The sequence below is a fragment of the Xylanibacter ruminicola 23 genome (assembly GCF_000025925.1).
In the GTDB taxonomy this organism is placed as follows: domain Bacteria; phylum Bacteroidota; class Bacteroidia; order Bacteroidales; family Bacteroidaceae; genus Prevotella; species Prevotella ruminicola.
This window is the reverse complement of sequence record NC_014033.1, coordinates 412,401-438,103: the sequence shown is the minus strand read 5'-3', so window position 1 is coordinate 438,103 and position 25,703 is coordinate 412,401. Positions and strand designations below refer to the sequence as shown.

Sequence of the window (25,703 nt, the reverse complement as noted above, 5' to 3'; positions counted from 1 at the left end):
AATGCCCAAGATAGTTAACACATATAGTTCAGATTATCCATTGATAGAAGGTAAACCTTTTACTGACTACAATGCAGACGAAGAGTTCCTTTTTCAAATGGAGAAACACTTCCCGCGCCTTTTCAAATTTGAAGTCTTGTCTAAGAAAGGCAAAGGATCAAGAACAGATGCACTTTTAAAAGGAAGATTTGCTAGCGACGAGTTTAGTAAAAACACCTTCTTTGTGTATACCTTTATTCTTTATGAGGGCGGTGCTGGCAGATCTCATGATGACGAACTACGCACACAGCTTACTCCAGGAACCTCTTGGAGTACTGATCTTGCAAGATACAAAGCTGCCACAAATTTTCGAGATGCAAATGGTGAATTAAAGAATTTAGAATGTTATTGTATTGGAATATATAAGCAAGACAAGAATTGCAAAAATGTTCTTTTTGCAGGAATGCCTGCAGAAGTGTTATGTAAATCAGAAACCGAGAAGATCAGCCCGACTTCGGTTTTCCAAACATATGGAGAAAATGCAAGGGAAGCTTATATCAAGGGGATTTATCTTCATGAAAAAAAATTTACTGCTAGTAATTCATTTAATTTATTATTGTTTAAACCTGAATATTTTTTGTGGTATATGAGAAATAGAGACGAATTGCATATTGGTGATATTGAAAAAGCAATGAACGTTGTAAAGAATGCACCTCACATTGTTACTCCCCAATTTTTGCTCACAAAAGAAGTGCCCTTACAACAAATTTTCTATGGTGCCCCTGGAACCGGAAAGTCCCATGAAATAAGCAAACAGACTGAAGGTAAGGCGGTTGTCCGAACTACATTTCATCCCGACAGTGACTATTCAACATTTGTAGGAGCATATAAGCCATCTATTGGGAAAGGTAGAGTTTATGGTGCGCAAGGCCCATTGACTGAAAACGGGAAGCCTATTGAGGAGCCCATAATTACATATCAGTTTGTTAAACAAGCATTCCTTAAAGCATATCTTGGTGCATGGAAAAAATATTCGGATGGTTGTTCGATAGTAAGTACTTCTACAATTCGTGAATTTAACACAGACAATGGTCGTTATGTTATTAACTCTGTAGGTGATTATGAGTTAATATTATCAAGAGAATTCCAGTTTCCCAAGTCTTTAGTATTGAAAGAATGGCCCAATCTATGGAACAACGGTATATTTGGCTTGCCAACAGGGCCTCAAACAGGAAAATCTGTCCAACATGCTATAGCTAATTGGATAGTAAATAAAATTGCAGATTGCTCTGAGAATAGTTTTGAGCATGGTTGGGAAATACTTGTCTCAGCTGTTAATGAAAAAAGACGTGTCGTAGTTCAAAAGACGCAGACATATATTATCAAAGGTGTTACTGATGATAATGAGACGTTAACTATTAATGTTGAAGCACGAGGCAAAAAGAGAGCAACTCTGCAACGTAAGTTTTATGAGTCAGATGAAACAAAGGTTTCAAAATTAGAAAGTACACTCATAGGTATTCTAAAGGGATACAGTAAAGATTTTGATGAAGCATGGGAAAAACTTAAACAAATAATAGAAGAAGGGGGTACTCCTGTAATTAATGATGATGCGAATGAACAAATTGATCCTCAGTTCTTGGTTATTGAGGAAATAAATCGTGGGAACTGCGCTCAGATTTTCGGCGACATCTTCCAACTCCTAGATCGTGCTGACAACGGATTCTCCGTTTATCCCATTGAGGCAGATTCTGATTTGCGTGATGCCATTAAAACAGCATTCAACGAGGAAGGAGAATTCATGTTATCTAAAGATATTGATATTGATGGTGTAATTGAGTATACAAGTAACTATGGTAAGACGCTTTCTGAAGATGTACAAGAAGGTCGTGTACTACTATTTCCACCAAACTTCTATATATGGGCAACAATGAACACCAGCGACCAAAGTTTGTTCCCCATTGATTCAGCATTCAAGCGCCGTTGGGATTGGGTGTATACGCCAATAGCTCAGGGCAAGGACAAAAATGGCGACCTAATGAATTGGCAGATAGAAGGACTTGGAGACAACTCTTGGTGGGCCTTCATACAAGGTATTAATGAGGTCGTTGATATTACAACACACAGCGAGGACAAGAAATTGGGATTCTTCTTCTGTAAGGCTCAAGATGGTGTGGTAAAGAAAGAAACGTTTGTCAACAAGGTGGTATTCTATTTGTGGAATGATGTGTTTAAAGTCTACGGGTTCAAGTCTGAGATATTCGACAAGAAAGACAAAGATGGAAAAACTGAAAAGATTACGTTTAAAAGTTTTTACAATGATGACGGATCAGTGAATGTGGATACTATGAGTGTTTTTGTTAAGAACGTTATGGCGAAGGCCCCAAAGACTAAAGCCGATAACGAAAACAAAGATGTAAACGAAGAACAAAACAGCAACAACGAGACTCAGGCATGAAACTACTGATAGAGGGTTATCACTACAGTCCCAAAGCAATTGACTCGCTTGGACGACTAATGGGCGACTTGACGTGGAGGGATGGCACGAAAAGCAAGAACTATGTGGGCTATTACTATAGCGCACAACTTGGTGATTGTGTATTCTTCCTACCTAAAGTCGTACTCAGCGAGAATGGATTGCTATTTGGCAGGTACAACCCTAATGATGTGGTGGATGTAGAGAAGTTGCAGGAAAACACAGAGTATGGTACAAGCGACTATCAGTTCCTATACAAGTTTACTGTCTGGTTATATCGGGGATTAAAAGAGTTTGTGAGGTTGAATCCCGACTCAGGTATCGTAAAGATGAAGGACATCAGTGCCGTTGGCATGCAAGGCGACAAGGTGTCGAACACCTATTTGGACATTATGCTTTCTTTGCAGAAGTTCCAAGAAGAAAATCCTGATTACTTCACCTTTATAGTGAAGAACATGCATAGTGGAATGAACAAGATAAATTGGACAAAGACCGTAAGCCGTGAAAATGCTATAATACAAGACGGTACTCCAATATATCTTGACCTTGTAAACAAGAAAAGACAAGTAAACTTTGATGAAGAACTGTTGGTAATATTCTACTCCATCTTGAACTACATGAAGAGAGTGTTCGGATTTGAGGTGACAGTGAATTACAACTATGAACTGTTAACTGATGTGGAGTTTGAAAACTGGATAGATTATTATGGAGAAGTTCGTTTAAAACAGATACGATACAAGTACTTCTCAGACAAAGATCTCCAGTTATGGAATCTTTGTAATAATTTCTTTGAAAGGGCGACAAGCATTCATAGCGACAAACAATATAAAGATTTCCTTATTGTGACAGACTATCATATTGTGTTCGAGTCTATGGTTGATGAGTTGCTATCAGATAAGGGACTTGACATTGGAGACTTGAAAGCACAGGAAGACGGCAAGAGAGTTGACCATATATATGCATACCAAGGTTTGATTAACAAGAACAAAATATACTATATTGGTGACTCAAAATATTACGGTATTGGTGCGCCTGTAGCAGAATATTCTGAATACAAGCAATATACGTATGCAAGAAATGTAATACAACATAATTTATCTTTATTCCTTGAGGACGAGAAAGATGCACAAGGTCGACGTAAGAATATAGGTAAGACGTATCTTATTTATAGGGATGAAGATACTGACGGATACAGCATAACGCCCAATTTCTTTATCTCGGCACGTATTAGCGAGAAAGAAGAGGATCGCGAGTATTATGAGGATAAGCTTCAGGCAAGGGATGAGATAAAGAGCATAAGACATTTTGAGAATCGCCTATTTGATAGAGACACTCTTCTTTTGCAACACTACGACATCAATTTCCTCTTTGTCTTGTCACTTTACGCACAAAGTAACGAAGGTCTGAAAAAAGAATTTAAGGAAAGAACAAAGGAGAAATTCAGAGAGAATGTATTATCATTCTTGAAGAATGATTATGCTTTCTTTTCACTTCAGCTAAAGCCAAAGGTCGATACTGACGAAGGCAAGAATGACGAGCGGACACTTGACGGAATGCATAGGGCTATTGAGAAGCATTTTCGTAGTAGTATAGGCAAGGTGTTCCGTCCTTACAGCGACGAGAAATTCATGTATGTTGGGATAGAAGACAATGCGAAATTCTATGAGGACAATCATAGGCTATTAGCAGAATTGAGTCAGGACTTTATCATACGCCACTATACTCTGAATACCAATCCTACAGACGAATTAAACAAATTATACCAGTTGGAGGTTGAACTGGATAGTGCCACCTCATCCACTAATGAATTTATAGAATTTGAGAATGTTGCAAATGAAGTGTTCCTGATTGGAGGTTGGCGTAAAGATAAGAACCAGCAGGATTGGATTCATCAAAATATGATGTATAACATCCGCAGAAATAGTAACAAGTCTCAGCGTAGCGGTATGGTGAAGAAAGTTGATCCAGATGTTGTTTCAGCAAAATACCTATTATTATATGAGATTGGAACAGATTATTCTTCGTATGAGGTTTATCGTATTGACGGCCATAACCTACGTGGCGAAGAGTATATGAGAAAGATTAGTTACAACAATCCTGATGGAAACTATGTGGTATACAATATAAAGAAGATGCCACGTAACTTCAAGCCAATTAATTTAAGGAAGATCATTGAGGCAGCCAGAATAGAAGAAATGGAGAAAAGACGTAAAGAAGGCACACTGGAAGAAGGTTGGGAAGAGAAATGGTATGGAACCCCTATCTTCAAAAAGGGTAAAGAACTGATAGAAGCATAGAATCTGTATGGATCACCTCTCACTTCAACAACGCCATCAGAATATGGCAGCAATCCGCTCGAAGGATACGAAGCCAGAGATGGTTGTGCGACGTGGGCTATGGAAACGAGGATTCAGATACAGGCTGAACCATAAGCGGTTGCCTGGTCATCCCGACCTTGTACTAAGAAAGTATCGTACTTGCATCTTTGTAAACGGCTGCTTCTGGCATGGGCACCATGTGGCATTGCTACAAACCAATAGAGATGAGTTAATAACAGATAGTGCATGTTGTAGGATCCCAAACACGAATAGAGAGTTTTGGGTGGCGAAAATCAGAAGGAACAAAGAACGAGACAAGGAGGAACAACGCGAACTGGCAAAAATGGGATGGCATTGCATCACAGTATGGGAATGTGAGTTATCCCCAAAGAAGCGAGAGAAGACCATAGAATCCATTGCATTCACACTTAACCACATTTGGCTTCAGGATCATAGAATAACTACACGCCCCTACCCAAAAATAGATGAAGATGATAATATCGGCGAAACGGTACCATCATAGCGCTTGTATCGGTACCACCGCAGCGCTTGTATCGGTACCACCGCAGCGCTTGAATCGGTACCATCATAGCACTCCAAACGGTACCAGCGTAGCGCACCAATCGGTACCGCTGTAGCGCTCGAATCGGTACCAAAAGTTCATTTCGGTTCTGCCATTGAAGTTTAATTACTATCTTTGCCGAAGGAAATACAAAACCTTTAGCGAGATATGGCAAACCAAAATGTAACAATGAGCAAGTTAAAAAGAGCATTTCAAATGCTGGCGGCAAGCATCCCACACCGCGAAATCTGTGGACAACTGCACATGGGACGTGGCGTACTTGCCAAGTACAAGAAGGCGGCTGATGAAAGACATCTGTCGTATGCAGATGGAGGCCGCATGAACGAGGTCGACCTTGAGTCGTTCCTCAAGTCAACAAGACCCGAATCAGCACCATCTGATGCCAGAATTGTCCTCGATGGTCTGATTCCTGATTATGTGTCAGATCTGGCCCATAACCGCTATCTGACCATACAGCATCTCCATGAGAACTATAAGCGTGAACATCCCGACGGCTATGGTTACACTCAGTTTAAGAAAGCTATCCGTGACTATCAGTATGCCCACAACTTGAGTTTTCATAACACCTATATGCCTGGTGAAGAGATGCAGATTGACTTTGCTGGTGATGCCTTGTGGCTAACAGACCCTCTGACAGGCGAAATCACCAGCGTAGTGGTGTTAGTCTGCACGCTTCCTTTCAGTGGAATGGCTTATGCAAAGGCACTTCCTGACGCCTCTATGGAGTATTTCTTTGGAGGTTTATCTGATGCCTTCAGCTATTTTGGAGGGACAGTGCGCAGAGCCAAGAGTGACAACATGAAGCAATGGGTAAAGAAGAACGACCGTTACGAACCTGTTTTCACTGACGCTGCGCTAGAATGGGCTGCATACTACGACACAACGCTTGAAGCGTGTCGCGTAAGGAAACCTCGCGATAAAGGCTCTGTAGAAGGTGCAGTCAGGAAAATCTACAACGCTATCTATGCGCCTCTTCATGATGAGGTTATCAGTGACCTGAACAGCATGAACAGCCGTATTTCAGAACTGCTGGATGATTTTAACTCAAAACCATCGAAAGTTACAGGCAGAAGTCGTTTTGACATTTTTGAGGCAGAAGAGAAACCATCTCTTGGAGAACTGCCTGATACTCCTTTCCGCTTCCGTTATCGCAAAGAGGTCAAGCTGTCAGGTAACTATCATGTACAAGTGGCAGGCCGTAAATATAGCGTGCCATATCAGTATGTAGGACAACATCTTACCGTCGTATGGGATATCGACACTGTGGAGGTCTACGCTGGCAATACACGTATCAGTACGCACGACCGTTATGGCATCAAGGATCCCTTTACCCATGATGAAGATATGCCTCCCGAGCATCTGGAATACATGCGTACAAAGGCGTGCAATGCAGCCTACTTCCTGGAAAAGTCGGAAGAAATCGGGCCTTATACAAGACAGGCTATGGAGGCGATTCTTAAGCGTAGCAGACATGTAGAGCAGAATTATGGCTCATGTCATGGCGTACTCAGTCTGAATCGCAGATATGGCAGTATAAGACTTGAGAATGCTTGCAAAAGGCTTGCTGGATATAGGTCTGTCAACTATACGATGATAAAGAATATCCTGGAGAAGAACCTCGACATGGCAGGCGATCAGGAACCTGTATCACAGATGCCCCAGAACGACTACGTAAGGGGAGCAGAAGCATTTAATATCTAACATCAAAATTATAATTATGAACTCACAAGAAACCGTTATACAACTCAGAGAACTCAAACTCAAGGGCATGGCAGATGCTTTTGAGTCAATCCTCAGTCTGCCAGTACAGAACCGCCCAGCAATGGAAGCAACTATAGCCAGGCTGGCAGAGGCAGAAGCTCAGGACAGAAGGAACCGCAAGACAGAGATGTATCTCAAGACTAGTCGATTAAGATATACCGCACTGATAGAGGACGTTATCTGCGGCACGGACCGTAACTTTACGAAGGACGATCTTGCAGCATTTGCAGACTGCTCCTTTATACGTCGCCATGAGAACTTGCTCATACAGGGCAAGTGCGGATGTGGAAAATCTTTTATTGCCTGCGCCTTAGGGCGCCAGGCTTGTATGTTAGGATACAGGACGGCTTACCTCAATATGAACAGCTTCGTAGAGAAGGTGGCACTCAGCAAGCTCGATGGTACCTTCCTGAAAATGATCACTTCACTTGAGCGGAACGACCTGCTTATACTCGATGACTTTGGACTGCAACCAATGGACACCAACACACGTCTGGCCATGCTGCAGATACTAGAAGAAAGGTATGAGAGGAAGTCCGTTATCATCGTCTCTCAGCTGCCTATTAATAAATGGTATGACTACATAGGAGATCCCACTCTGGCCGATGCCATCATGGACAGATTGGTGTCAAATGCGAATAAAATTGAATTAAAAGGTGATTCTATGCGTCAGAAAAAGAAAAAATAATTATCTTTGCACCCAGTTAGGCAGAGCCGATGATCATGGTACCGTTTGCAGCGATACGGACGGTACCGATTGCAGCGCTAGCATGGTACCGATTACAGTGTTACACTTGGTACCGATACAGCGATATCAGCATGAAGAGGATTTCCCGATGCTAAAAGCAGCCGAAGAAATGACAAATAAGTAATAAGCGTCAGGACAATATCCCGACGCTTATTTACTAGATAATAGCATTTGGTCCCATCACATCTTCTCGTTTGCTAATACCCTTCAAAAGATCACGATTCTTTTCAAGTTCGCGCTTAAAGAAAGTGTAAGGTAGATTTGCCAAAGGCTTTGTACCGCCAATTAGATTAAAATGGCGAGTTATCCAAATCATACGATTCTCCAAACCACTTTCGAAAACATCAGGATTGTCTTTCATAAAAGTAAGTATACCCTTAAGAGCTTCTTTATTGCGGCCAAGATGACCTGTTCCCAATCTTCGAGTACGCATACCGTTATTACTGAAGAATACCTTCGTAAGATCGTATTTATGGTCATCACCCAATGACTCATCGACAGTAAGATATACAGACCACCACAGATTCATCAATGAAGTTCTCATTAAACCATTAGGGGAAATCATCCAATGATCGAGAATATATTTTTTCATATCTGTTTCTGAACGTTTATCACCCCTTTTCTGTTTTCTGAATTTATGATCTACCTCGTAAATCTCCAAATAGGGCCATTCGCGCTTAACATACTTAAACAAATCAACATGCGTAAGATATATCCAGAACGAGCGGCTGGCAGCAACAACTGGACTGATGCTTTTATATGCCTCGTACAGATGTATAGCTGCTTCATATTCATCAGCAGCATTCAGCATTTTCTCCAATAACCCATCTGGCTTCTCTACTCCCTTTAAGCGCCTAACTTCATTGGCATTATAAATAGCAATATCGCCTTTATAGTTATCGGGATTTATGTCGTTTACCAACTGATTGACATATTCTGGTGTAAAAATTCTTTGTAATTCCATATCTATTCCTGTTATACTTGGAGTTCATTAATACACTTAAATAACAAATCGTAAGGTGACCCATATGCTATATTTGATAGCATAATAGTTGCAATATCAACAGCATCAGTTGGTTCATCTAATGACAAGCCTTTGTATTTATCAGGACTCGCCTCGACCATAGCCTTAATACTATCAGCCCATGTAGAGTCTTCTTTCTTTTCAAGATTCAAAATGCCTTTTACAAGAGCATTAAAAATCAAAGATGTGTAGAAAATGCCTCTATACTGATCCTGGTTAAATGCAACGAAGTCGGTAAACATATCCACAGGTAGCTCTATGTTGATGGTATCGTTAGTCAACGTGATATCAACATTCTTCTCAGTATCTTGACGTTTAACTACCTGTATGAATGATTTCAGGTCGGGCTTGTTATTAAAACGAGTATTTACGTCGTCGCTATATTTCCCAAACGCAGCGAGAACAGCTCCGGTATCCAACTTAAACGAAGGCATCGCGCCTGTGTCAGGATCACGATAGTCGTCATTAAACCTATTTGTATAAGCAGGAAGTCCAAACTTGGTTACTATATAAAAATAGAAATCAACATGACCTGTAACATTTGCTTTCTTAATTTCGACTTTGATATCAGAAGTTTCATAAGAAAACGTGTCCTTATAAAAAGTCCTAACACAATCAACCTCGCATACATACTTAGCACGCTTCTCTGTTATATACTGCGTAATCTGGTCATTATTTTGCTTTAATGCAAAATTATATACATATGTATCGGAAGTTTCATCTATCGAGACAAGCTGCAACGCATCGTCCTCAAGATCTGGCATAACACCTTTATTAACCCCTAATACTGGATGGGGAAAAGAACTATTAATCTTCATCGCTATCTTCTATTTTATCGGTATCAATACTTAGTGAGTATTTTAAACTAGAATTAAAACGCACCTTAATCGTTTTTGGTATATTAGCTTGAATTGAAACACCGGAGATTGCGTTGTTTACCTGCTTTGTAGTAGATTCGGAATCAGTTTCAGAATCATCAAAATCAGTAGAATCGACGAATTCTTCACCCGGGCGCACATCATACTCTCCGGCATCAATAATATTCAAACCCATCTTCTTTCCTTCTTCGTCGACGGCATAAAGCTGAACCAACGCGTTATCAATATCCTTATCAGAGAACAAACGGACTACATGCCAAACAGTACCATTGCCGTCTTCTTCACTCCAAGTGCGATAGCTTACATCTATAGGTACTGCATAAATACCCATTTTGCCATCTGTAGATTCGATTGATTTACCTTTTAGTGATCCAGGTTTCACAGGACCAGGTTTTATAGGGCGTACCTTCCTTCTGCCTCCACTATTCGAACGCAGACGTCCTTGTGGATCGAATTTTGCTTTAGTCTGACGGGGCTGACGAATCGTTTTCGGCTTTTCTTTCTTATCTTTTTTGGGGGGATTGGGTTTGTCCTTATAATTCTCCAAATCAACAATATCGTCTTTCTTGGATTCGTCATCAACACCCTTTGGAGTCAGGATAGTCAGAATCTTATCAAGACCTGCCACCTGCTCAGTCTCCTGCGCTCCCTGCTGTAATTCCTTCGCAACAGAATCTAGGATGAAAGTGTCAATTGCCTTAAGTGCACGAGATGCCACGATTAGGTTAGTATGGTTTCTTGCACCATAGTTTTTTCTTGACCATGAACTATGAGTATAATCTTCTAGTTCTCTTAAGAACCTGTTGCCATCTTCCGAATCACAAACGAACACACCTTCAGCTCCTTTGCACTTTCTTCGCTCTGTAAAAATAGTCATCATCTGACTTCGCATGAAGACGACCTGACCTTGTGCATCATTCTTCAGATGAATATATAGCTTAGACACGCAGTTCTTGCCATCCATCAGAACAGGTTCTTCGATGATTTTATAACCATCAACACTTTTTTCTGCATTTCTAACAATCTCATAGAATACTCTGGGATTGTATTCGTAATTCTTATCGAGATTCGGATTTTCTTCATCAAAATAATGACACATAAGATCTTCCAGATGGTCACTATCTATTACTTTCTGTTCAACCTTTACGGTGAGTTGTTTTTTATAGATGGCCATCCAGAAATTTCGAAGAACCGCCTTAATTAAAGCATCTTCATCTACCGAATCAATTCCTAATACAAATACAGACGTTCCAGTAGCCTTTGGTGTGAAGGTTTCTGGAATATCTTCTTTCTTTGTCAGAACGACTTCTCCATTTGATGTATATTTTCCATAAGGAAGTAACAGTTCTCCATCAACAACATGCGTACACAATTTTGATATTCCAGCGAAACAAGCCTCCCCATTCTTTGCTTGAGAAGAGACGAAGACCGTACTAATTGGTGATAAAGACCAAAATGCATTCTTGCCAAATCCAAATGCTCCACCTGCCCCTTCCGCATCTTGAGCGACACCTTCAGCTATAAATCTATTGAATCCAGAATTATCATTTTTTTTATCGTATTCCATACCTTTAGTATTGGAATCAGTAATTTTCAAATAATTAATACTCTGATTCAATCGTGATGAGGCAAAATAACGTAGCATAGGCCTGTAAAGAGGTTCTCCCTGTACAGGGAACTTGTCTAAACATCCTTGTATATGCTTGTATAAATCAAAGAACGAAGGATACTCCATTCCATCAAATTGTCTCAAAGTAAATGAAACATTAACTGGTTGGTTTTTGTCGTCAACAGCATCCAAAGAGTTCTGGATGGATTCTCTTACTAAGGAATGGAAATTATCATCCTTGAAAGACATCATTGTGGAATTATTAGGTCCCTTAACATTCACGTCGTCTTGGTGCCCAAATATCCATTTACAGTTTTTTTCTAATATTGGCATACATTTCTCTTTTATTAAGTTCTTCTTGAATAAGCTATTTTTCTTGAAAACTATTCAACTATTCATTTATTCATATGTACAGGAAAGGTATCACTTTCCTCTCAGATGTTTCTGATATGCGTCGAGAATGGCAGATGAAGCCATATCGCCAATCAGAAACTCTGGTTCGCCCAAATCTTTAAGAAGCGACTCGAGATTCTCGCTCTCGCCAGTATAGATCCAATAGTTTCGAATCCACATACCAAGGCCAAAGTGGAACTCAACCACATCTTCGGCTTCAGCTATCTGCTGTTTCTCTTGTTTTGTAAGCCTGCGGTCTAAACGTTTAAAGGCCTCGGCTGCAGTTTTAGGACATCGTGCCATAACTTTCAAAGGGTTTTAAGTTACATATCGTGCTGCAAATATAGGCAAATTCTCACAAACATCAAAAAAAATTAAAGGTATAATTATGCTGACCAGACTCTTAATTTACATATCTATAACATTCTGCCTGGTGTTATAGATATAAAAAACAACAATCATATAACTTAATAATGTATCTTTAAGCATGGATTTTAGAAATAGTAGAACCCCAAAACAAAAAGAATCATGAAATTAGAAGAATTAGCATTGTGCACTCGTGAGAAATTTGAGCAGGAGCTCAACAAGTTGCATCCATCAGCTACGCTTGATATGAATCCGGGGGAGTATGACGCAGCGATAGTAGCAAGGGCAAGAATCAGAAATAGCATCAAGTGGGCTCGCATTGAAGCCTTACTGGATGGAAAACTCACTGTGGATCAGGTGGTAGAACAAGAGCATGAAGAAGATGAGGAGCTTGATTTAGATGGAATTCATCGTGGAATCTTGGAAGGGGCCCTTGAAAAGCTCAAAGAAGGGATAAGTCGTTATGAGATTATTGATGACACCATTGAGTCTCTGGAGTTAATCTGATATTTTTTGCGTCTGGCGATTATGTACGCTCCATCAAGCCCCATGTACATTTGAGCACATTAATCTGCAGCGGATGCATTACTGGTTGCCCCAAAGGTTGTTATTGGCTCCCAGAATCATAGACAATTGCTTCATCATAGGGAAATTAATCAGATTGCCATCCTCATCTTTTGCCTGGCCCTTAGACCAATCGATACCTGCACACATCAACAAAAACTGATTCTGCAGTTCCTGTGATTCCAAGTCGAACTCCTTGCCTTCATACTCCAAATCCTCCAATTTGGCTTTGTACTTTGAAGCCAACTCAAAAAATTGATCAAATTCAGCAATCGTAGGGACGGTCTTTTCTTTGTTTAACAAGGCTGAGAAGTCATCAACAAGAGTGAATATGTTAGATTTTGGGCCATCATGAGAGTCGGCAAAAACTTCGTCAAGAAGATCAGCATCAGCGAACTGGTTGCCATAGAGCATATCGCGAGAAACAAACGTCTTATGCAACAAGATGTCATTTTCGAATTTACCCAATGAATAACCTTCGGTAGCGGCTGCCATCACATTACAATCGTATTTGGGGGAGCGGAAGCTCGTGATGACAGTTTTATGGTTATTATCCAGATATAGCTGCAAGGCTGCTTTACGAGAAAGGTATGGCTGATGAAGGAAACGCAGATTATACCTATCGATAAAATGAGAGGTAAAAATCTCAATACCAGGCACGTCATTCTGATAAAACATCAACCTGATAGCATTCAGAGCCTTATTACGCTTAAAGAATGTTGTAGTAGACGTTTCGAATTTACCTTTCTTAAAATCATTCCAACCTGACATCGTAATAACAAAATTGTACAGGTTTCCTCTAGCAGACTTCCATTCGTTGATTCGAATGACAAATTTGCCATCTTTTGGTCTACCCCACTTCATTCGTTTCTTATATACAGGGTTATGACACAAAGTAAACCAATAAGCGCTGAACTCTTCATAATCTTTTCTTACCTCATACAGCAATTCGAGGTCGGTCATTGTATCTACTATCATACGCATTACGTTATTTAATTAACACTCTATACTATATTGGTACACGAAAAGGGGATAATCTAACACATTATTGCAACTTTTTCCGATTTTTCTTGGAAAAAAGATGGAAAAGGTGTATATTTGCGGGAAAAAATATCAAGATAATAGAAAGATGGAAAAGGAAAGTCGTACATACAAATACAATGCATCTTCTGTAACAATTAAGTTTGGCGATATCACAAAATCTACATCTGAAGTTATTGTCAGTAGCGATGATACCCTTTTAACTATGAGTGGGGGTGTTTCAATGGCCATAAGTCACGCTGGTGGCAAAAATATTCAAGAAGATGCCCAGAAACAACTACCTGCGACAATCGGGAATGTTGTTGTTTCATGTGCTGGCGAGCTTAGTCAGAAACACATTTTCCATTGTCTTACTATTGATGACAAATATCTGAGTGAAACTTGGGCTGGATTAAACGTTCCAAATGCTGATAAAGTTAATAACATTGTGAGAAGTTGTATTGACAGATGTTTCCAGTTAGTACATGCCCTACAGATTAGTTCCATAGCTTTCCCCATTATTGGTTCAGGTTCTGCACATATGCCGTATAAAACAGTAGTTGAAATAATGGCTGATGAGTTATTCAATCAACTGCAAAAAACAAACCGACCTATTGAAGTGGAAGTTTATATCTATAGCATACTTGATATGAGTGCATTTGACATCTTTGAAATATTTGCTTTTAAATCTGCAATTGCCAATTTCATAAAGGAACAAGAAAACAATTCTGTTGAGTATGATAGGAAACCTATCGAACTGTCACAAGAAGACCTAGCCTATTATAAGAACCCTGATCACGAAGTTTTTATCAGCTATAAGCGTGAAGAATCTGAAAAAGCCTTTGCGGTAAAAGACCTTATTGAAAAATGGGGTATTAAAACATGGATTGACAAAAATGGAATATTCAGTAGTTATGATTTTAAAGAAGTAATAGAAAAAGCCATCGAAAACACCAGAGTGGTTATCTTTATGTCTTCTGAGCAAGCCAATAAATCCGTTTATGTTAAGAATGAAGTAAAATATGCAATAACATGCAAGAAAAATATCATTCCTATTATGTTAGACCATTCACCATTCGGTGATGGACTACGCATGGATTTGGTAAATGTTAATCAGATTGATTATTCAATTCAACCGGAATTTGAAAAAGAACTGAAAACAAGTCTAGACTATATCCTACGAACACAGTAAGCATTTCCCCTCAAATCCTTGGTGATTTGAGGGGAAAATCTATTATCTAACAATCTGTCCGTCATTTTAGAGGTTAACATACGTATTGTAAACGTAAGCATCGACATATTGCTCATCGTCTTCATACTGTTCCTTGGTAATAAATTCGCCAGTCTCCTCAACAATGTAGCCTTCGACGCCGCCTTTGTGGAAAACAACGAGTTCGTCAGGTTCTGCATCAATATTGTCGTACTCGGGCATTACAAAGAAGAATGTACTGATATCAAGACCACCAAATTTTCCATCGCTCTCAAGGAGCATGAAGTCGTTCCATGGATCATAGAGCTTGGTCAACACGTTAGGAATAAACACCTTACCATCCTTGTTGACCATTCCAAATTTTCCTTCGACACCGTCCCAACGTGCCAGATAAAGTCCTGCGTAGGGATACCACTGCAGATAGTCAAAGCGGAAGTCACAAAGCGCCTTGCCTGTGCCGTCGGTAGTCACAACACCATACTTACCACCCCTCTTGGCAGCAATATGAGACACAGTGAAAATATTGTGGTCGCCTACGAAATTGAACTCATCGTAATCGGCAGGAACAAGCACCACACCCGCAGGGTTTTTCACGCCCTTCTTGCCTGTGGCAGGATTTTCGAACACATAGTTGCTCAAATCGTACGAAACAATGATGTCGTTCACCTGGTCAATCAGACTCTGATACTGCTCGCTGCTAAGGTCGGTGGCATGCGTTTGCTTGCATAGTTCATCAAATTCATTCAGTTTCTCTACACTGGGTCTGGGTAATTTCTTTTCTATGTTCATAACTTAAAATTAAAAGAATAACTTGTTAAAAACTAACTCTCAATAATATAGTACACGAGAAATGGAATATCTAACACTCCATAGCTACTTTTTTCATTTTCTTGGAAAAATGTGCAGCGGGCTTCACAGCTGGCTGCACAAAATCGCCTAAACTTTATTATGGAAACAATGTTAATCAAGAGACCAGATGGTTTTGCAGAAACCTGTGGCAAAGGTGTTGTTGCGATTAGTGATGGCCAGCTCGTCCCAATTACGCAGAGAGTCGAGAATGTGTCCGCTACGGATATTGCGACTGAACTTCTTCAACACAGTAAGCTTAGCAGCAAAACCTTCATTATGATACTTCTTCAAACCCTTCTCGGTACAGATATTAAGCAGGAAGTAGTTGCCAATAGTACCTATCAGCTGACGACGATTTTCCTCATCGGCAGGGTCGGTATGCGTAGCCCAGTTGGGATTGGCTGTCAGGCAAGGGCGAGGCATGAACGACTCGGCATAGTAGGCCGAAATACCGCCAGTCATCATGTTGTCAGAAGTCTTGGTAAGCTTCGTCTCAAACAGATAGAGTATCAGGCGTGCGTACTGCTCATCGAACTTATTGTTGTTAAGAGCGAGTCGGATACGAGCATCTGAAGGCATGGCCAGGTTCTTGCTATCATCCTTATCCTCGATGTATGCCTTGAGCGCATCGTAAGTTACAGTCTTCTGGCAGATAAGGTACTCAGAGAAGAGGCCAAAATAGTCCTTGTTAGGATTCTTGGTAATGATTCGGCGAACAAGGTAGGTTTCGAGATAATCGAATATCTTGTTGCGCTCAGCCTCATCGGCCACCTCGTGGAGTACATAGAGTACATAAGGCAGAACAACGTAGTTCTTGGTGGTATTGATGATGCACGAGATGCGCTTGATGCCAGCATGCTGAGGAATGCGGGTATCGAGGATATCCTCATTGAGATTGTCCTTAAACAGCTTAGCGTATTCGAGTATCTCCTTGGCTAACTGCTGCTTATCCATGCCGAACTCACCGACAAATGCCTTGCAGGTAGAGAAGATATTCTCGGCTTTGACGAAGCTTTTGCGCTGTGCCTCGGTAAGACGGTCCTTGAAATCCCACATCTTCAGGCGAACGAATGCGTGGAAGAAGCGCTCGATAGTAGCATTATCCTTTGACTTGCTATGATGAGCAGCAGAGGCATCAGCATCCCAGAACTTACGGGCCTCGTCGACATCGAACATCGGGCGCCAGCTATCTCGATAGGCAGCCTCGTCGGCAGCTTCGTAGAGGAAGTTCTTCATGAGGTCGCCCGTAGTAAGGGGCACGCCAAGAGAGTTGATGGTGTCGAATATCTGCTGCTCGTCGTCGTCACGAGTCAGAGAGATAGAAACGAAAGTAACACAGGCATTGATAGTGTTCAGCAAGTCGTTGAGGTTAACACCAGCGGCACGACGACCTTCGAGATATGTACGGAAGTAGTTGTACGCATTTACGATATTGCTGTCGGCCTGCAATTCATTGGGGACATCGAGATGCATGATGTTGCTGAACTGAGGCATATCATCGCAGCTGTGGATGATGACAGGCGACTTCACGGCGTCGGCCTGAAGGAACTGATTTGCGAAATCATCGTTCTTACCAATCATCATGTGAAGAACCTTCATGAAGATGCTCAGAGTAGTAAGACGCTGCTGTCCATCGATGACTAACTGGCGCTTGGCGATGCCATTACGACGGTCAGCCATGGTTACAGGCTCCTCCTTGAGGATGATGGCACCAAGGAAATAGCAGCGGTCGCTGTCGAGAGTCGACTCCATGTCGATAGCAAAGCGTTTCCAGTCTTCCTCACCCCAAACGTAACGACGCTGGAAATAAGGGATACGCAACAAAGTGTTTCGCTGAATGACTCCGTTAATTGAAATGGTTCTTGCTTCCATATAATCTAAATTTATATATTAATAATGTGAATTTAAAATCGCTGTTTGAACCGGCGTTCATATATATAGCACACGAGAAATGGAATATCTAACATATATGAGCAACTTTTTTTGAGTTTTTTATTGGAGAGCATGTACAAAACAGAAATTTCCCCTCAAACCACCATGGATTTGAGGGGAATTATTCTACATTCATTAATTCACATGTACAGGAAGGGGGTATTACACCTCATGCTGTAGAAATCTGATTATGAATCCTTTATAGGCATCATAAGGGGTATGCCTTCGCTCTCAAGCATCTTGTACCAGCAGTCTTCGGGCGAAGTGGTCCATTTGACAAGTAACTCCTGAATACTCTTCTCCTGGCGGTCTAAGTATTTACGGATTCTGGACCTCGCATGACCATCACACTGTTCAAAGAAACGACTGGCAGCTTCCTTGTCCTTGATGACAGAATCTCTGCGATTGAGGATGGTATTCATCTCCTGACGAAGATAGTAGAACACCTTCTTGACATACTCAAGGAGCAAAGGTGCCTCATATTTCATGGGCGACAGACCGGCATACTCCAGCATCTTCAATGGGTGGAGATAAGGACCACCACCTGGACCGGAACTGATCATAGGCCATCCGAATGCTTTGTGGAAATCGTTACTAGCCTTAGGGGCGACGTCGAGAATACTCTGCTCAGCAATCACCTGATAGAGCATGATGCTGGCGAAGAGCAGGTTTTCCTTCGCTGTCTGCCCAGGCATCTCATCAGCCCACCGCTCATTACCATGATCATACACATACAGCACCTCGAGATGGTTGCCATTATCAGTGGCACAGCTAAAGTACTTCCTAAACTGCTCAAAAAAGCGGTTTGGGAAGTAGTCAGCAAAGTCGCGGTGAGTCAGAACTGTTCCTGTCAGTCCCTGATAAGTATAATGTTTGCTATAGAGCATTTGAAGACCTTCGGTAATAACACGATGAATCTTGGCCGGGATGTCATCGGTTATATACTCAGCGAAGTAGCCGTTGTTCCATGTCTTCATATGGTGCTGGAACCTTTCGTTCATAAAGGGTTCTACAACCTTCATAGCATCTCTCAAAGCAGCAACCTCATCGAAGCACCAGAATTTCTGACTGATTTCACAATGTTCGAGCATACTCTCAAGGCCGTATCGGGCTTTTGCGATAGGCGCAATCGGATATCCAAACAAATTCAGGCACTCATAGAATTCATAGTTCGGGGAACTGGGGATTATGCGCATGAGGACTTCCTCAGCTGCCAACATATATGATGTCAGGGCGATGAACATCATCTGGTCTTCGGCAGAGGAATGATAGAATATCCTGGAAGGCCAATGGGGTTTACCCACATACTTGATCTCATTCGTATCATTGGGAATACTAAAATAGTCTTCCAGATCACTAACAAAATGGTTAGAATAATACTCATTCAACTTATCTTCATCAAAACACAGTTTTCTCATAATATACTCTTATTAGATTGTTACACTTTGTTAGTAGCTTAACGCTGATAGCAGGAAAGCAATTTTTTCACTCTTTCATTGTTCTGAAGAATTCCAATTGATTCTTGATAAATCTTACGAACACGCGACTTTGGCATGTTCAGTTCCTTTCCAATACTTTCTGTATACATCGGAGTACAACCTAGGCCCATCACCTTACACACGATATCAACCGCACAGGGGGATAAAACTGAGCACATTGCTCTTTTCAAATCGGCGGACAGACTATCGAGATCAGACTCCACATCCATATCTCCTACTAACATATCGGCCTTGGATGTATCTTTATAGCCGCCAGAACCCGGCACGTCCAAAGATTCCGACGAAATAAAAGCCTGTTCATAATCAGAGCTATGGACAATTCCGGAGTCATTTCTAATGCCCATGATGATATATTTGCGTATCATCATGGAGGCATAGAAGACAAAACGATAGCCGAGTTCCGGATTAAATTCGCGAACAGCCTTGATTAATCCGATATTGCCGTTCTGAATCAAGTCTTCCATAGACATCATCGGGCGGTAGGAGTTGGCAATTGAAACAACCAATTTCAGATTTGATTTAATCATTTGCTCTTCGGCCTTAGTATCGCCAGCTTTGATCCTTTGAGCCAAATAAACCTCTTGTTCTTCGTCAAGGGCTTTAACTCCCCTAATCCTAGCCATGAAACTCTCTAGGAAATCAGGGGTATAATTCTTTGAAACAGATTTAAACATCTTAATACTATTTTAATAGGCTTACAATTCGGCGGGTTTCGTCGAGGACTTTACCCAGGAGGTTGAGTCCCTTCCATTTGGTTTCGTCATCAATGTCGGGATTACTCTCAAACATTCGCACACCCCAGACTTTATCATAAGGCGAGGCCTCTACGAATCCATGTCCTTCGTACTCTGGAGAGAGAAGCAATTGCTTTAGATCTTCGTTCTGGCTGAACTTTGCTACGTTGGCTTTAAGCATGACCTGGTAGCGCTTTTCGTTCCATACAGCCTCATCATAATTCTGTACCTTACGTCCAAGTGCTTTTACCTTCTTGGGGTCGCTTACCTCCAATATCTGTTTGGCAATTTCTTCATCGCCAAACACGATGGCCTTCATATACATAAAGTACTGTTCGGTGTTGTAGAAATGACATTTCACACCATTAACTTCAACATCAAACTCGGCTGGATGCCAATTGCTGGGCCATTCATTCCAGAAACAAATATGTTTATCTGTAACTCTCATACTAGAAATTTGGATTAACTATTACACTTATTAAATGGGGAATTGGTGACGTAGGCAGGGTCAGACAGTGCAAATTCTACTACCTCGAAGTTGTAATTCTTCAGTAATGTATAGAATGTATCCGATACTACTTTTGCATCATTCTTGAAGGCTCCACAGCCCCATGCTCCCAGAATCAGCACTTCGACATGCTCTTTGGCAGCCACATCCAATATCTTCTTAATGCGGCCAAAGATTACGTCATTGTAGTTGACGGGGAGTGTGCGAACTCTCCTCAACTGCGGAGCTGCACTTGTAATTACATCCACCTTATACCATTCGCTTCGATCCATCATCTTAGGATAGATAGGGTCAGTGCGCTCATCTGTTTTAAAGACCACCACATCAGGGGTGTAGATCAAGTCATCATTACCCATATAGTTAATCTCTCCTGACTCGAATTGGCGAATATGCTTCTGGTAGAAGGGTTCGCTCATGGCTTCAAGGCAAGGTAGCAATGTAGAGCATCTGCAGAGCGACTCCTCTTGGGCACCTGCAGAGAATGGTGCACCTCCAATCGTGTGGTTGTTAGCGAAATTCAGCACAGCAACCTTCTTGCCCTTGTAATCCTTAGCTGCCTCAAAGCTTCTCTTGCCAGAGCAGAGATACTTGGTATGGCTGCTGTCGACTACTGGTTGGTCAATGTTATCCTCTTGGGATACCATATACTGTCGCTCAATCGAGTTCTCCACGGCCTCCTTCAACTCTGGTATTGTTTCATACTGGAGTTTAGTGTCGGTCATCACTTCACGGTTAATCTTTCTATAATCCGACTTATTCATAATTACAATTGTTTTTAGTTATTATTGATATTGCAAAGATAAACATTTTCTCTCAAACTTGCAAGTATTTGAGAGGAAAAAGTGCACTATCAGCGGAGGCGCCATTTCTTGATGGTGCCGTTGCCGCGGCGATAGCGATGTTCGGCCTCGTTGAGAAGGCAATGGAATGAGGGCTGTGGCAGAGCCTCAAGAATGGTGCGCAACTCCTGGAGCGAGATTTTGTCGGCTGGCACATGTCCAAAGGTGATATGGGGGATGAATGGACGATGATCGTATTTGGCATTGAGGCCGTCGGCCATCGTCCTTGAGTCGCTGGCAAGGTTGTGGATCTGCTGTGGCACCTGAGTAGACAACAGACAGATGATGTGTTCGGCACCATTAGTGGTGGTGAAGGCATCGAGTTTATTGACAATAAACGGTATGGCAGGACATGATTTCAAGACCTGAGCGAAGCCGGGTGTGAGGTCGGCGACACAGGCGTCTTCGTCGATGAATAGGATAGTCATGTGGTAAAACAACAATTGCCACCTGCTGACAGGAACACCTGCAGCCTTGATACTAGCACGAGTGCGCTTGGCCCAGTCGGACCAGGAAGGATCGCGCTTAACAGGAATGCTGATTGCTAATAGATTTGCCATATATAAAACGGGTTTAGATAAATAATTCGTATATAATAATAGTACACGAAAAAGGAAATATCTAACACATTATAGCAACTTTTTTTGATTTTCCTTTGGAAAAAGACAGGAATTGCATATATTTGCAGGAAAATAAGTATTATACTCTACATTAATATCTAAGACCTATGGCAAAAAAGGAATTCTCCAGTAGACTTTTTGATGCAGTGGAAAACTACTACCACTACAATCCAGACACGCTTATGCCGCTGATGATGGTGGCATTGGCTGCAAATGGAAAACTAAGAATTGCTACAGGAAACAGCAAACCTGAGACTGCAGCATGTGTGCTCAACCCCAAAGAAATTATCGACTATGAGTGGGTGGATCTTGATGCGACTCTGAAGCGAAGAGTCAATAAATGGATTAAGGATGGAATAACATCTATTGCAGTGGAAATGGAGATTGGCCGCAGCCTGCTTCAGATTTATACGACTCTGAAGAACAACGATGAACGAGACGTGGTTCGCGAATATCATCACAGGATAGGACGTCTGGTGCATCATTCGAGCAACGAAGCCAGCGAGAAAGCACAGCGCCAGTATGCAACATTCGTTCTAGCCGAAGCCCTGCTTAACACACCAGTTTCGTATATAAAAGATAGGTATCTGAACATCTTCAATCATATTTGGAATAAATCCGGTATACAACCTAAGCGTCCACGTTTGAGAGTGGCCCATGCCCTGAAAGCGCTATTACAATATGATGGCAAAGGACTGGTGTACAACCCGTTTGCCGGTTGTCCTATCGCAGGTGCGATGTTGCAATCAAAAACCAATTACTTTGGTGATGGTGATACCAATGACAAGATTTATGCAGGTGGACTATTGCTGAACTACGGCATGGGGGTATCAAACGAGCACTTCCTGCAGCGCGATTCTACTCAATGGCTCAACGGCAAGCAGATTGACTATGTTATCACCACATATACCGGATTCATCAATGGCGAGTCAGCCTTCGATTTTTGCCTAGGCAAATGTTTGAATGATCCAGACTTCAAAGGTCGCTATGCAGGTATGGTATTACCGAAGGAGATCTTCGAGAAAGAGACGGCAAACTTTAAGGAAGCCCTGAAGCGCGACTGGATTGAAACCATCGCCTTGCTTCCCTTCGGAGAAGTAGCCGTATTGATAAATGCCCAGAAAACCACTGTTTTTAAAGGACTCATTCGGTTTATAGATGGCACGAACCCACTGGCCCAGCATACATCTATGCAGGAACTCATCGAGGATGATATGTTCTCAGAATATATCAAGGTTAGCAATGCCAAGAAAAAGGGGTATCTCAAATCTCTTATCGTATCAGAACTGCCTGATCGCAAAGGATTTGGAAAAGTTAGGTTAGGTGATATTGTCTCAAAGATACCACGTGCGGTTTATAACCTTGACAATATAGATGAAGATGAGCATATTCTGGCCTATATAAACCGGAACGAGACCTATTATGGTAATCGATGGGATGAGAATATTGAAAGAAGACCTATCAAGAACTTATTCAATCCGGCTTATTACCTAGACGAAGACTGCTTAATAGTTAATGCTTCAGGACCTGCTGAGCCCAGACTTTTCAATGCGGATATAGGATCAGCATTCTTTGAAGATGGTTATGCATTTGCACTTAATGGATTTGAAAACCCACAATGGCTTGCAGACGAGTTAAGCCAATCGTATGTAAGGCGTCAACTTCATCCCTATGGCCAAAATGAAATGGTGCCAGAACCATTGACAGAAGAAGATTACCTAAACCTTATATTATATATAGAGGTAGAAGATTTTGATCTGCCAGACGTAGAGAATGCTGAAGCACCTGCACAAATACAAGAAGAAGGAGCTGATGCCCTGCCTCCTGGATTCGAATTAACAGATGACAACAAGAGATACACCATCTTAAACTATATCTCTTGCGGTGCATTTGGCTATACCTATCGCGCAGAGATGCTTAATTGCAGTAATGGTTCGAAGGAAATCGTTGCTATTAAGGAGTTCTATCCAAGAGGAATTGGGGATCTCACATGTTATCGAGAAAACGAGAAGACATGCAGAGTAATGTACGATGAAACACTTGAGGCAGAGTTTGAATCGCTGCGAAAAATGTTCCGTAGTGAACCTGTATTCCTTCTTAGCATGGCCGACATAGCTGACAATCATGTAACAGAAGTTAAGTCATTATTTGAATATGAAGCTACTGGCACTACATATTACGTAATGAAATTCTATGCAGGAGAGTCGCTCAAAGACATGATAATCAACGATCAAGTTCCATCATCTGAGAAACTGATTATAGACAAGATCGTCATCCCATTGTGTAAAGCTCTCCATGCTATGCACAGTCACAGGATTCTACATCTAGACATCAAACCAGACAATATTGTTATAGACGAGAATGGCGAGGCTGTGCTCATCGACTTTGGAGTATCACAGCAATATGACGATAATGGGGATATCACAGAAATAAGAGGAGATATACACTCCTACGACAGATTCTCGGCTCCAGAAAACACCAGAGGTACGATGAAGCACTTCTGCCCCCAGTCAGACATCTACAGTGTGGCTGCGACATTATTCACTATGTTATCTGGAAAACTTCCAAAACCTATTACCGTGGATGCTGATAAATACATAATGTTTGATATGCTTGAGTGTACTGATCTAATGAAGGAGGCGATAGCTGAAGGCCTTTATCAATTCGTAAACGAAAGGCCTGTTAATGCTCAGGCTTTCCTCAACCTCTTCCCCGGATGTGAGAACATTAAACTTGACTAAATGATTCAATACAGTTATTACATAGTACTCGACTTCGACGGTACGGTAGTGAAGCATCGCTACCCTGCCGTCGGAGAAGATATAGGATCAGTACCAGTATTAAGGAAATTGGTAAACAATGGGCATAAACTACTGTTGAGCACCATGAGAAGTCATGATTCTGAAGGCGTAGACACACTCCAGCCCGCACTCGATTGGTTTAAGGAACGTGACATTCCACTATATGGTGTGAATGAGAATCCCAGCCAGAAGGATTGGACTTCATCACCAAAAGTATATGGTAACATATACATTGATGACGCAGCGCTCGGCGCACCTCTAAAAACAGATGACAGCGATGCATCTCCATTTATAGACTGGGGGGTAGCTGCCCTCCACTTGTTCTGCCATGGATGCCTGACCGAAAATGACATCATCGAACTGGTACGCGATGGCGTTATCAGCAAAGAGCACATAAAGATAAAAAAATGATTATCCCTTTAAAGCATCTTGCAGTATCTGTGCATGATCGAAGGCCAGTGGTGGAAGTGCATCAATAGGCCACCACTTGGCTTCGGCAGCATCGTCGAGCCCCATAACAGGAAGTGCCTGAGGTATGTGAGCAACGTAAGCCACAGTGATGGTGCGACCACGTGGATCGCGGTCGACTGATGAATAGGCGCCTACTTGTTTTACCTCCCCTACCTCAAGGCCTGTTTCCTCCTTGAGTTCGCGAATAGCGCATTGTTCAGTAGTCTCATCCATATCCATAAAACCGCCAGGAAATGCCCAACAGCCTTTGAAGGGTTCATCTCTACGTTGAATCAATAGTATTTTAGGTTCCGACTTATCTGCCAGAACAATCATGTCGGCAGTAACTGCCGGACGTGGATATTTATAGGTGTAGCTCATTTGCTTTACATTATAGTTATTGAAATGCTATTTATCATTTGTGCCGCAAAGATAGGTGTTTCTCATCAAACTTCCAAGGATTTGATAAAAAATATTCAACTATTCAATTATTCACATGTACAGGAAGGAACCATTGCTTTTTATCGAACTTATAGATATAA

The 25,703-nt window shown here is 41.5% G+C and carries 22 protein-coding genes; 9 read left to right on the top strand and 13 right to left on the bottom strand.

Translation table 11 applies throughout. The annotated features are described in order from the left end of the window. Window position 1: 1 nt before the first annotated feature. From PRU_RS15950 to istB, 5 genes are all read left to right on the top strand, one after another. Entirely contained in the window at window positions 2-2,437 is a 2,436-nt protein-coding gene (locus PRU_RS15950; protein WP_013064313.1) for a restriction endonuclease, read from the top strand. Further along, complete coding sequence (locus tag PRU_RS01805; protein ID WP_013065055.1) at window positions 2,434-4,752, top strand: LlaJI family restriction endonuclease; 2,319 nt, start codon at window positions 2,434-2,436, stop codon at window positions 4,750-4,752. Before PRU_RS15950 ends, PRU_RS01805 begins: the two co-directional genes overlap by 4 nt. A gap of 7 nt (window positions 4,753-4,759) precedes the next feature. Further along, the gene (locus PRU_RS01800; protein WP_013063124.1) at window positions 4,760-5,296 is read left to right on the top strand and encodes a very short patch repair endonuclease; all 537 of its coding nucleotides are present in this window, start codon (window positions 4,760-4,762) and stop codon (window positions 5,294-5,296) included. 228 nt (window positions 5,297-5,524) lie between these two features. Next, a complete protein-coding gene (istA, locus tag PRU_RS01795) occupies window positions 5,525-7,057 on the top strand; it encodes an IS21 family transposase (RefSeq protein ID WP_177168189.1) in 1,533 nt (510 codons plus the stop codon). A 16-nt stretch (window positions 7,058-7,073) separates the two neighbouring features. Continuing rightward, window positions 7,074-7,805 carry an IS21-like element helper ATPase IstB gene (gene istB, locus PRU_RS01790; protein ID WP_013065176.1) on the top strand — a complete coding sequence of 244 codons (732 nt, stop codon included), beginning with the start codon at window positions 7,074-7,076 and terminating at the stop codon, window positions 7,803-7,805. A 217-nt stretch (window positions 7,806-8,022) separates the two neighbouring features. Here the strand turns inward: istB and PRU_RS01785 are convergent, their stop codons facing one another. From PRU_RS01785 to PRU_RS01770, 4 genes are all read right to left on the bottom strand, one after another. Then, a complete protein-coding gene (locus tag PRU_RS01785; protein ID WP_041385535.1) occupies window positions 8,023-8,829 on the bottom strand; it encodes a DUF6339 family protein in 807 nt (268 codons plus the stop codon). An 11-nt stretch (window positions 8,830-8,840) separates the two neighbouring features. Beyond that, on the bottom strand, window positions 8,841-9,707 hold the full coding sequence (locus PRU_RS01780; protein WP_041385534.1) for a hypothetical protein: 867 nt from the start codon (window positions 9,705-9,707) through the stop codon (window positions 8,841-8,843). Further along, window positions 9,697-11,709: a hypothetical protein gene (locus PRU_RS01775; protein ID WP_013065050.1), complete on the bottom strand. Its 2,013-nt coding sequence runs from the start codon at window positions 11,707-11,709 to the stop codon at window positions 9,697-9,699. Before PRU_RS01775 ends, PRU_RS01780 begins: the two co-directional genes overlap by 11 nt. Before the next feature lie 90 nt (window positions 11,710-11,799). Next, window positions 11,800-12,072 carry a DUF6794 domain-containing protein gene (locus PRU_RS01770; protein ID WP_049769057.1) on the bottom strand — a complete coding sequence of 91 codons (273 nt, stop codon included), beginning with the start codon at window positions 12,070-12,072 and terminating at the stop codon, window positions 11,800-11,802. Between the two features lie 225 nt (window positions 12,073-12,297). Here PRU_RS01770 and PRU_RS01765 point away from each other — a divergent pair, with 225 nt between their 5' ends. Beyond that, window positions 12,298-12,642, top strand: a complete 345-nt coding sequence (locus PRU_RS01765; protein ID WP_041385533.1) for a hypothetical protein — start codon at window positions 12,298-12,300, stop codon at window positions 12,640-12,642. A gap of 78 nt (window positions 12,643-12,720) precedes the next feature. On the opposite strand, the gene PRU_RS01760 is transcribed toward PRU_RS01765, so the two are convergent. After that, complete coding sequence (locus PRU_RS01760; RefSeq protein ID WP_013063448.1) at window positions 12,721-13,677, bottom strand: hypothetical protein; 957 nt, start codon at window positions 13,675-13,677, stop codon at window positions 12,721-12,723. Between the two features lie 103 nt (window positions 13,678-13,780). Between PRU_RS01760 and PRU_RS15155 the strand changes: the two genes are divergently transcribed. Beyond that, window positions 13,781-14,911 carry a TIR domain-containing protein gene (locus PRU_RS15155; RefSeq protein ID WP_049769056.1) on the top strand — a complete coding sequence of 377 codons (1,131 nt, stop codon included), beginning with the start codon at window positions 13,781-13,783 and terminating at the stop codon, window positions 14,909-14,911. Between the two features lie 66 nt (window positions 14,912-14,977). Here the strand turns inward: PRU_RS15155 and PRU_RS01750 are convergent, their stop codons facing one another. The 7 genes from PRU_RS01750 to PRU_RS01720 all read right to left on the bottom strand — a co-directional run bounded on the left by PRU_RS01750 (window position 14,978) and on the right by PRU_RS01720 (window position 21,850). Next, the gene (locus PRU_RS01750) at window positions 14,978-15,718 is read right to left on the bottom strand and encodes a hypothetical protein (RefSeq protein ID WP_013063686.1); all 741 of its coding nucleotides are present in this window, start codon (window positions 15,716-15,718) and stop codon (window positions 14,978-14,980) included. A gap of 171 nt (window positions 15,719-15,889) precedes the next feature. Then, window positions 15,890-17,650, bottom strand: coding sequence for a GmrSD restriction endonuclease domain-containing protein (locus PRU_RS01745; protein WP_013064688.1), 1,761 nt, complete (start codon window positions 17,648-17,650; stop codon window positions 15,890-15,892). Between the two features lie 248 nt (window positions 17,651-17,898). Next, entirely contained in the window at window positions 17,899-19,128 is a 1,230-nt protein-coding gene (locus tag PRU_RS01740) for a hypothetical protein (RefSeq protein ID WP_013063737.1), read from the bottom strand. Between the two features lie 38 nt (window positions 19,129-19,166). Continuing rightward, entirely contained in the window at window positions 19,167-19,883 is a 717-nt protein-coding gene (locus tag PRU_RS15150) for a sigma-70 family RNA polymerase sigma factor (protein WP_013063081.1), read from the bottom strand. Between the two features lie 7 nt (window positions 19,884-19,890). After that, the gene (locus tag PRU_RS01730; RefSeq protein WP_013065416.1) at window positions 19,891-20,391 is read right to left on the bottom strand and encodes an NADAR family protein; all 501 of its coding nucleotides are present in this window, start codon (window positions 20,389-20,391) and stop codon (window positions 19,891-19,893) included. A gap of 14 nt (window positions 20,392-20,405) precedes the next feature. Then, window positions 20,406-21,212, bottom strand: coding sequence for a TIGR02452 family protein (locus PRU_RS01725; RefSeq protein WP_049769055.1), 807 nt, complete (start codon window positions 21,210-21,212; stop codon window positions 20,406-20,408). A gap of 89 nt (window positions 21,213-21,301) precedes the next feature. Beyond that, the gene (locus PRU_RS01720) at window positions 21,302-21,850 is read right to left on the bottom strand and encodes a 2'-5' RNA ligase family protein (RefSeq protein ID WP_080517157.1); all 549 of its coding nucleotides are present in this window, start codon (window positions 21,848-21,850) and stop codon (window positions 21,302-21,304) included. Window positions 21,851-22,017: 167 nt separating this feature from the next. Between PRU_RS01720 and PRU_RS01715 the strand changes: the two genes are divergently transcribed. Together PRU_RS01715 and PRU_RS01710 are read left to right on the top strand one after the other, a co-directional pair. Continuing rightward, on the top strand, window positions 22,018-24,651 hold the full coding sequence (locus PRU_RS01715; protein WP_013063600.1) for a serine/threonine protein kinase: 2,634 nt from the start codon (window positions 22,018-22,020) through the stop codon (window positions 24,649-24,651). After that, on the top strand, window positions 24,652-25,122 hold the full coding sequence (locus tag PRU_RS01710; protein ID WP_013065177.1) for an HAD family hydrolase: 471 nt from the start codon (window positions 24,652-24,654) through the stop codon (window positions 25,120-25,122). It abuts the gene before it with no gap. Here the strand turns inward: PRU_RS01710 and PRU_RS01705 are convergent, their stop codons facing one another. Continuing rightward, entirely contained in the window at window positions 25,123-25,542 is a 420-nt protein-coding gene (locus tag PRU_RS01705) for an NUDIX domain-containing protein (RefSeq protein ID WP_013065575.1), read from the bottom strand. It lies immediately after the preceding gene. Between the last annotated feature and the right edge of the window lie 161 nt (window positions 25,543-25,703).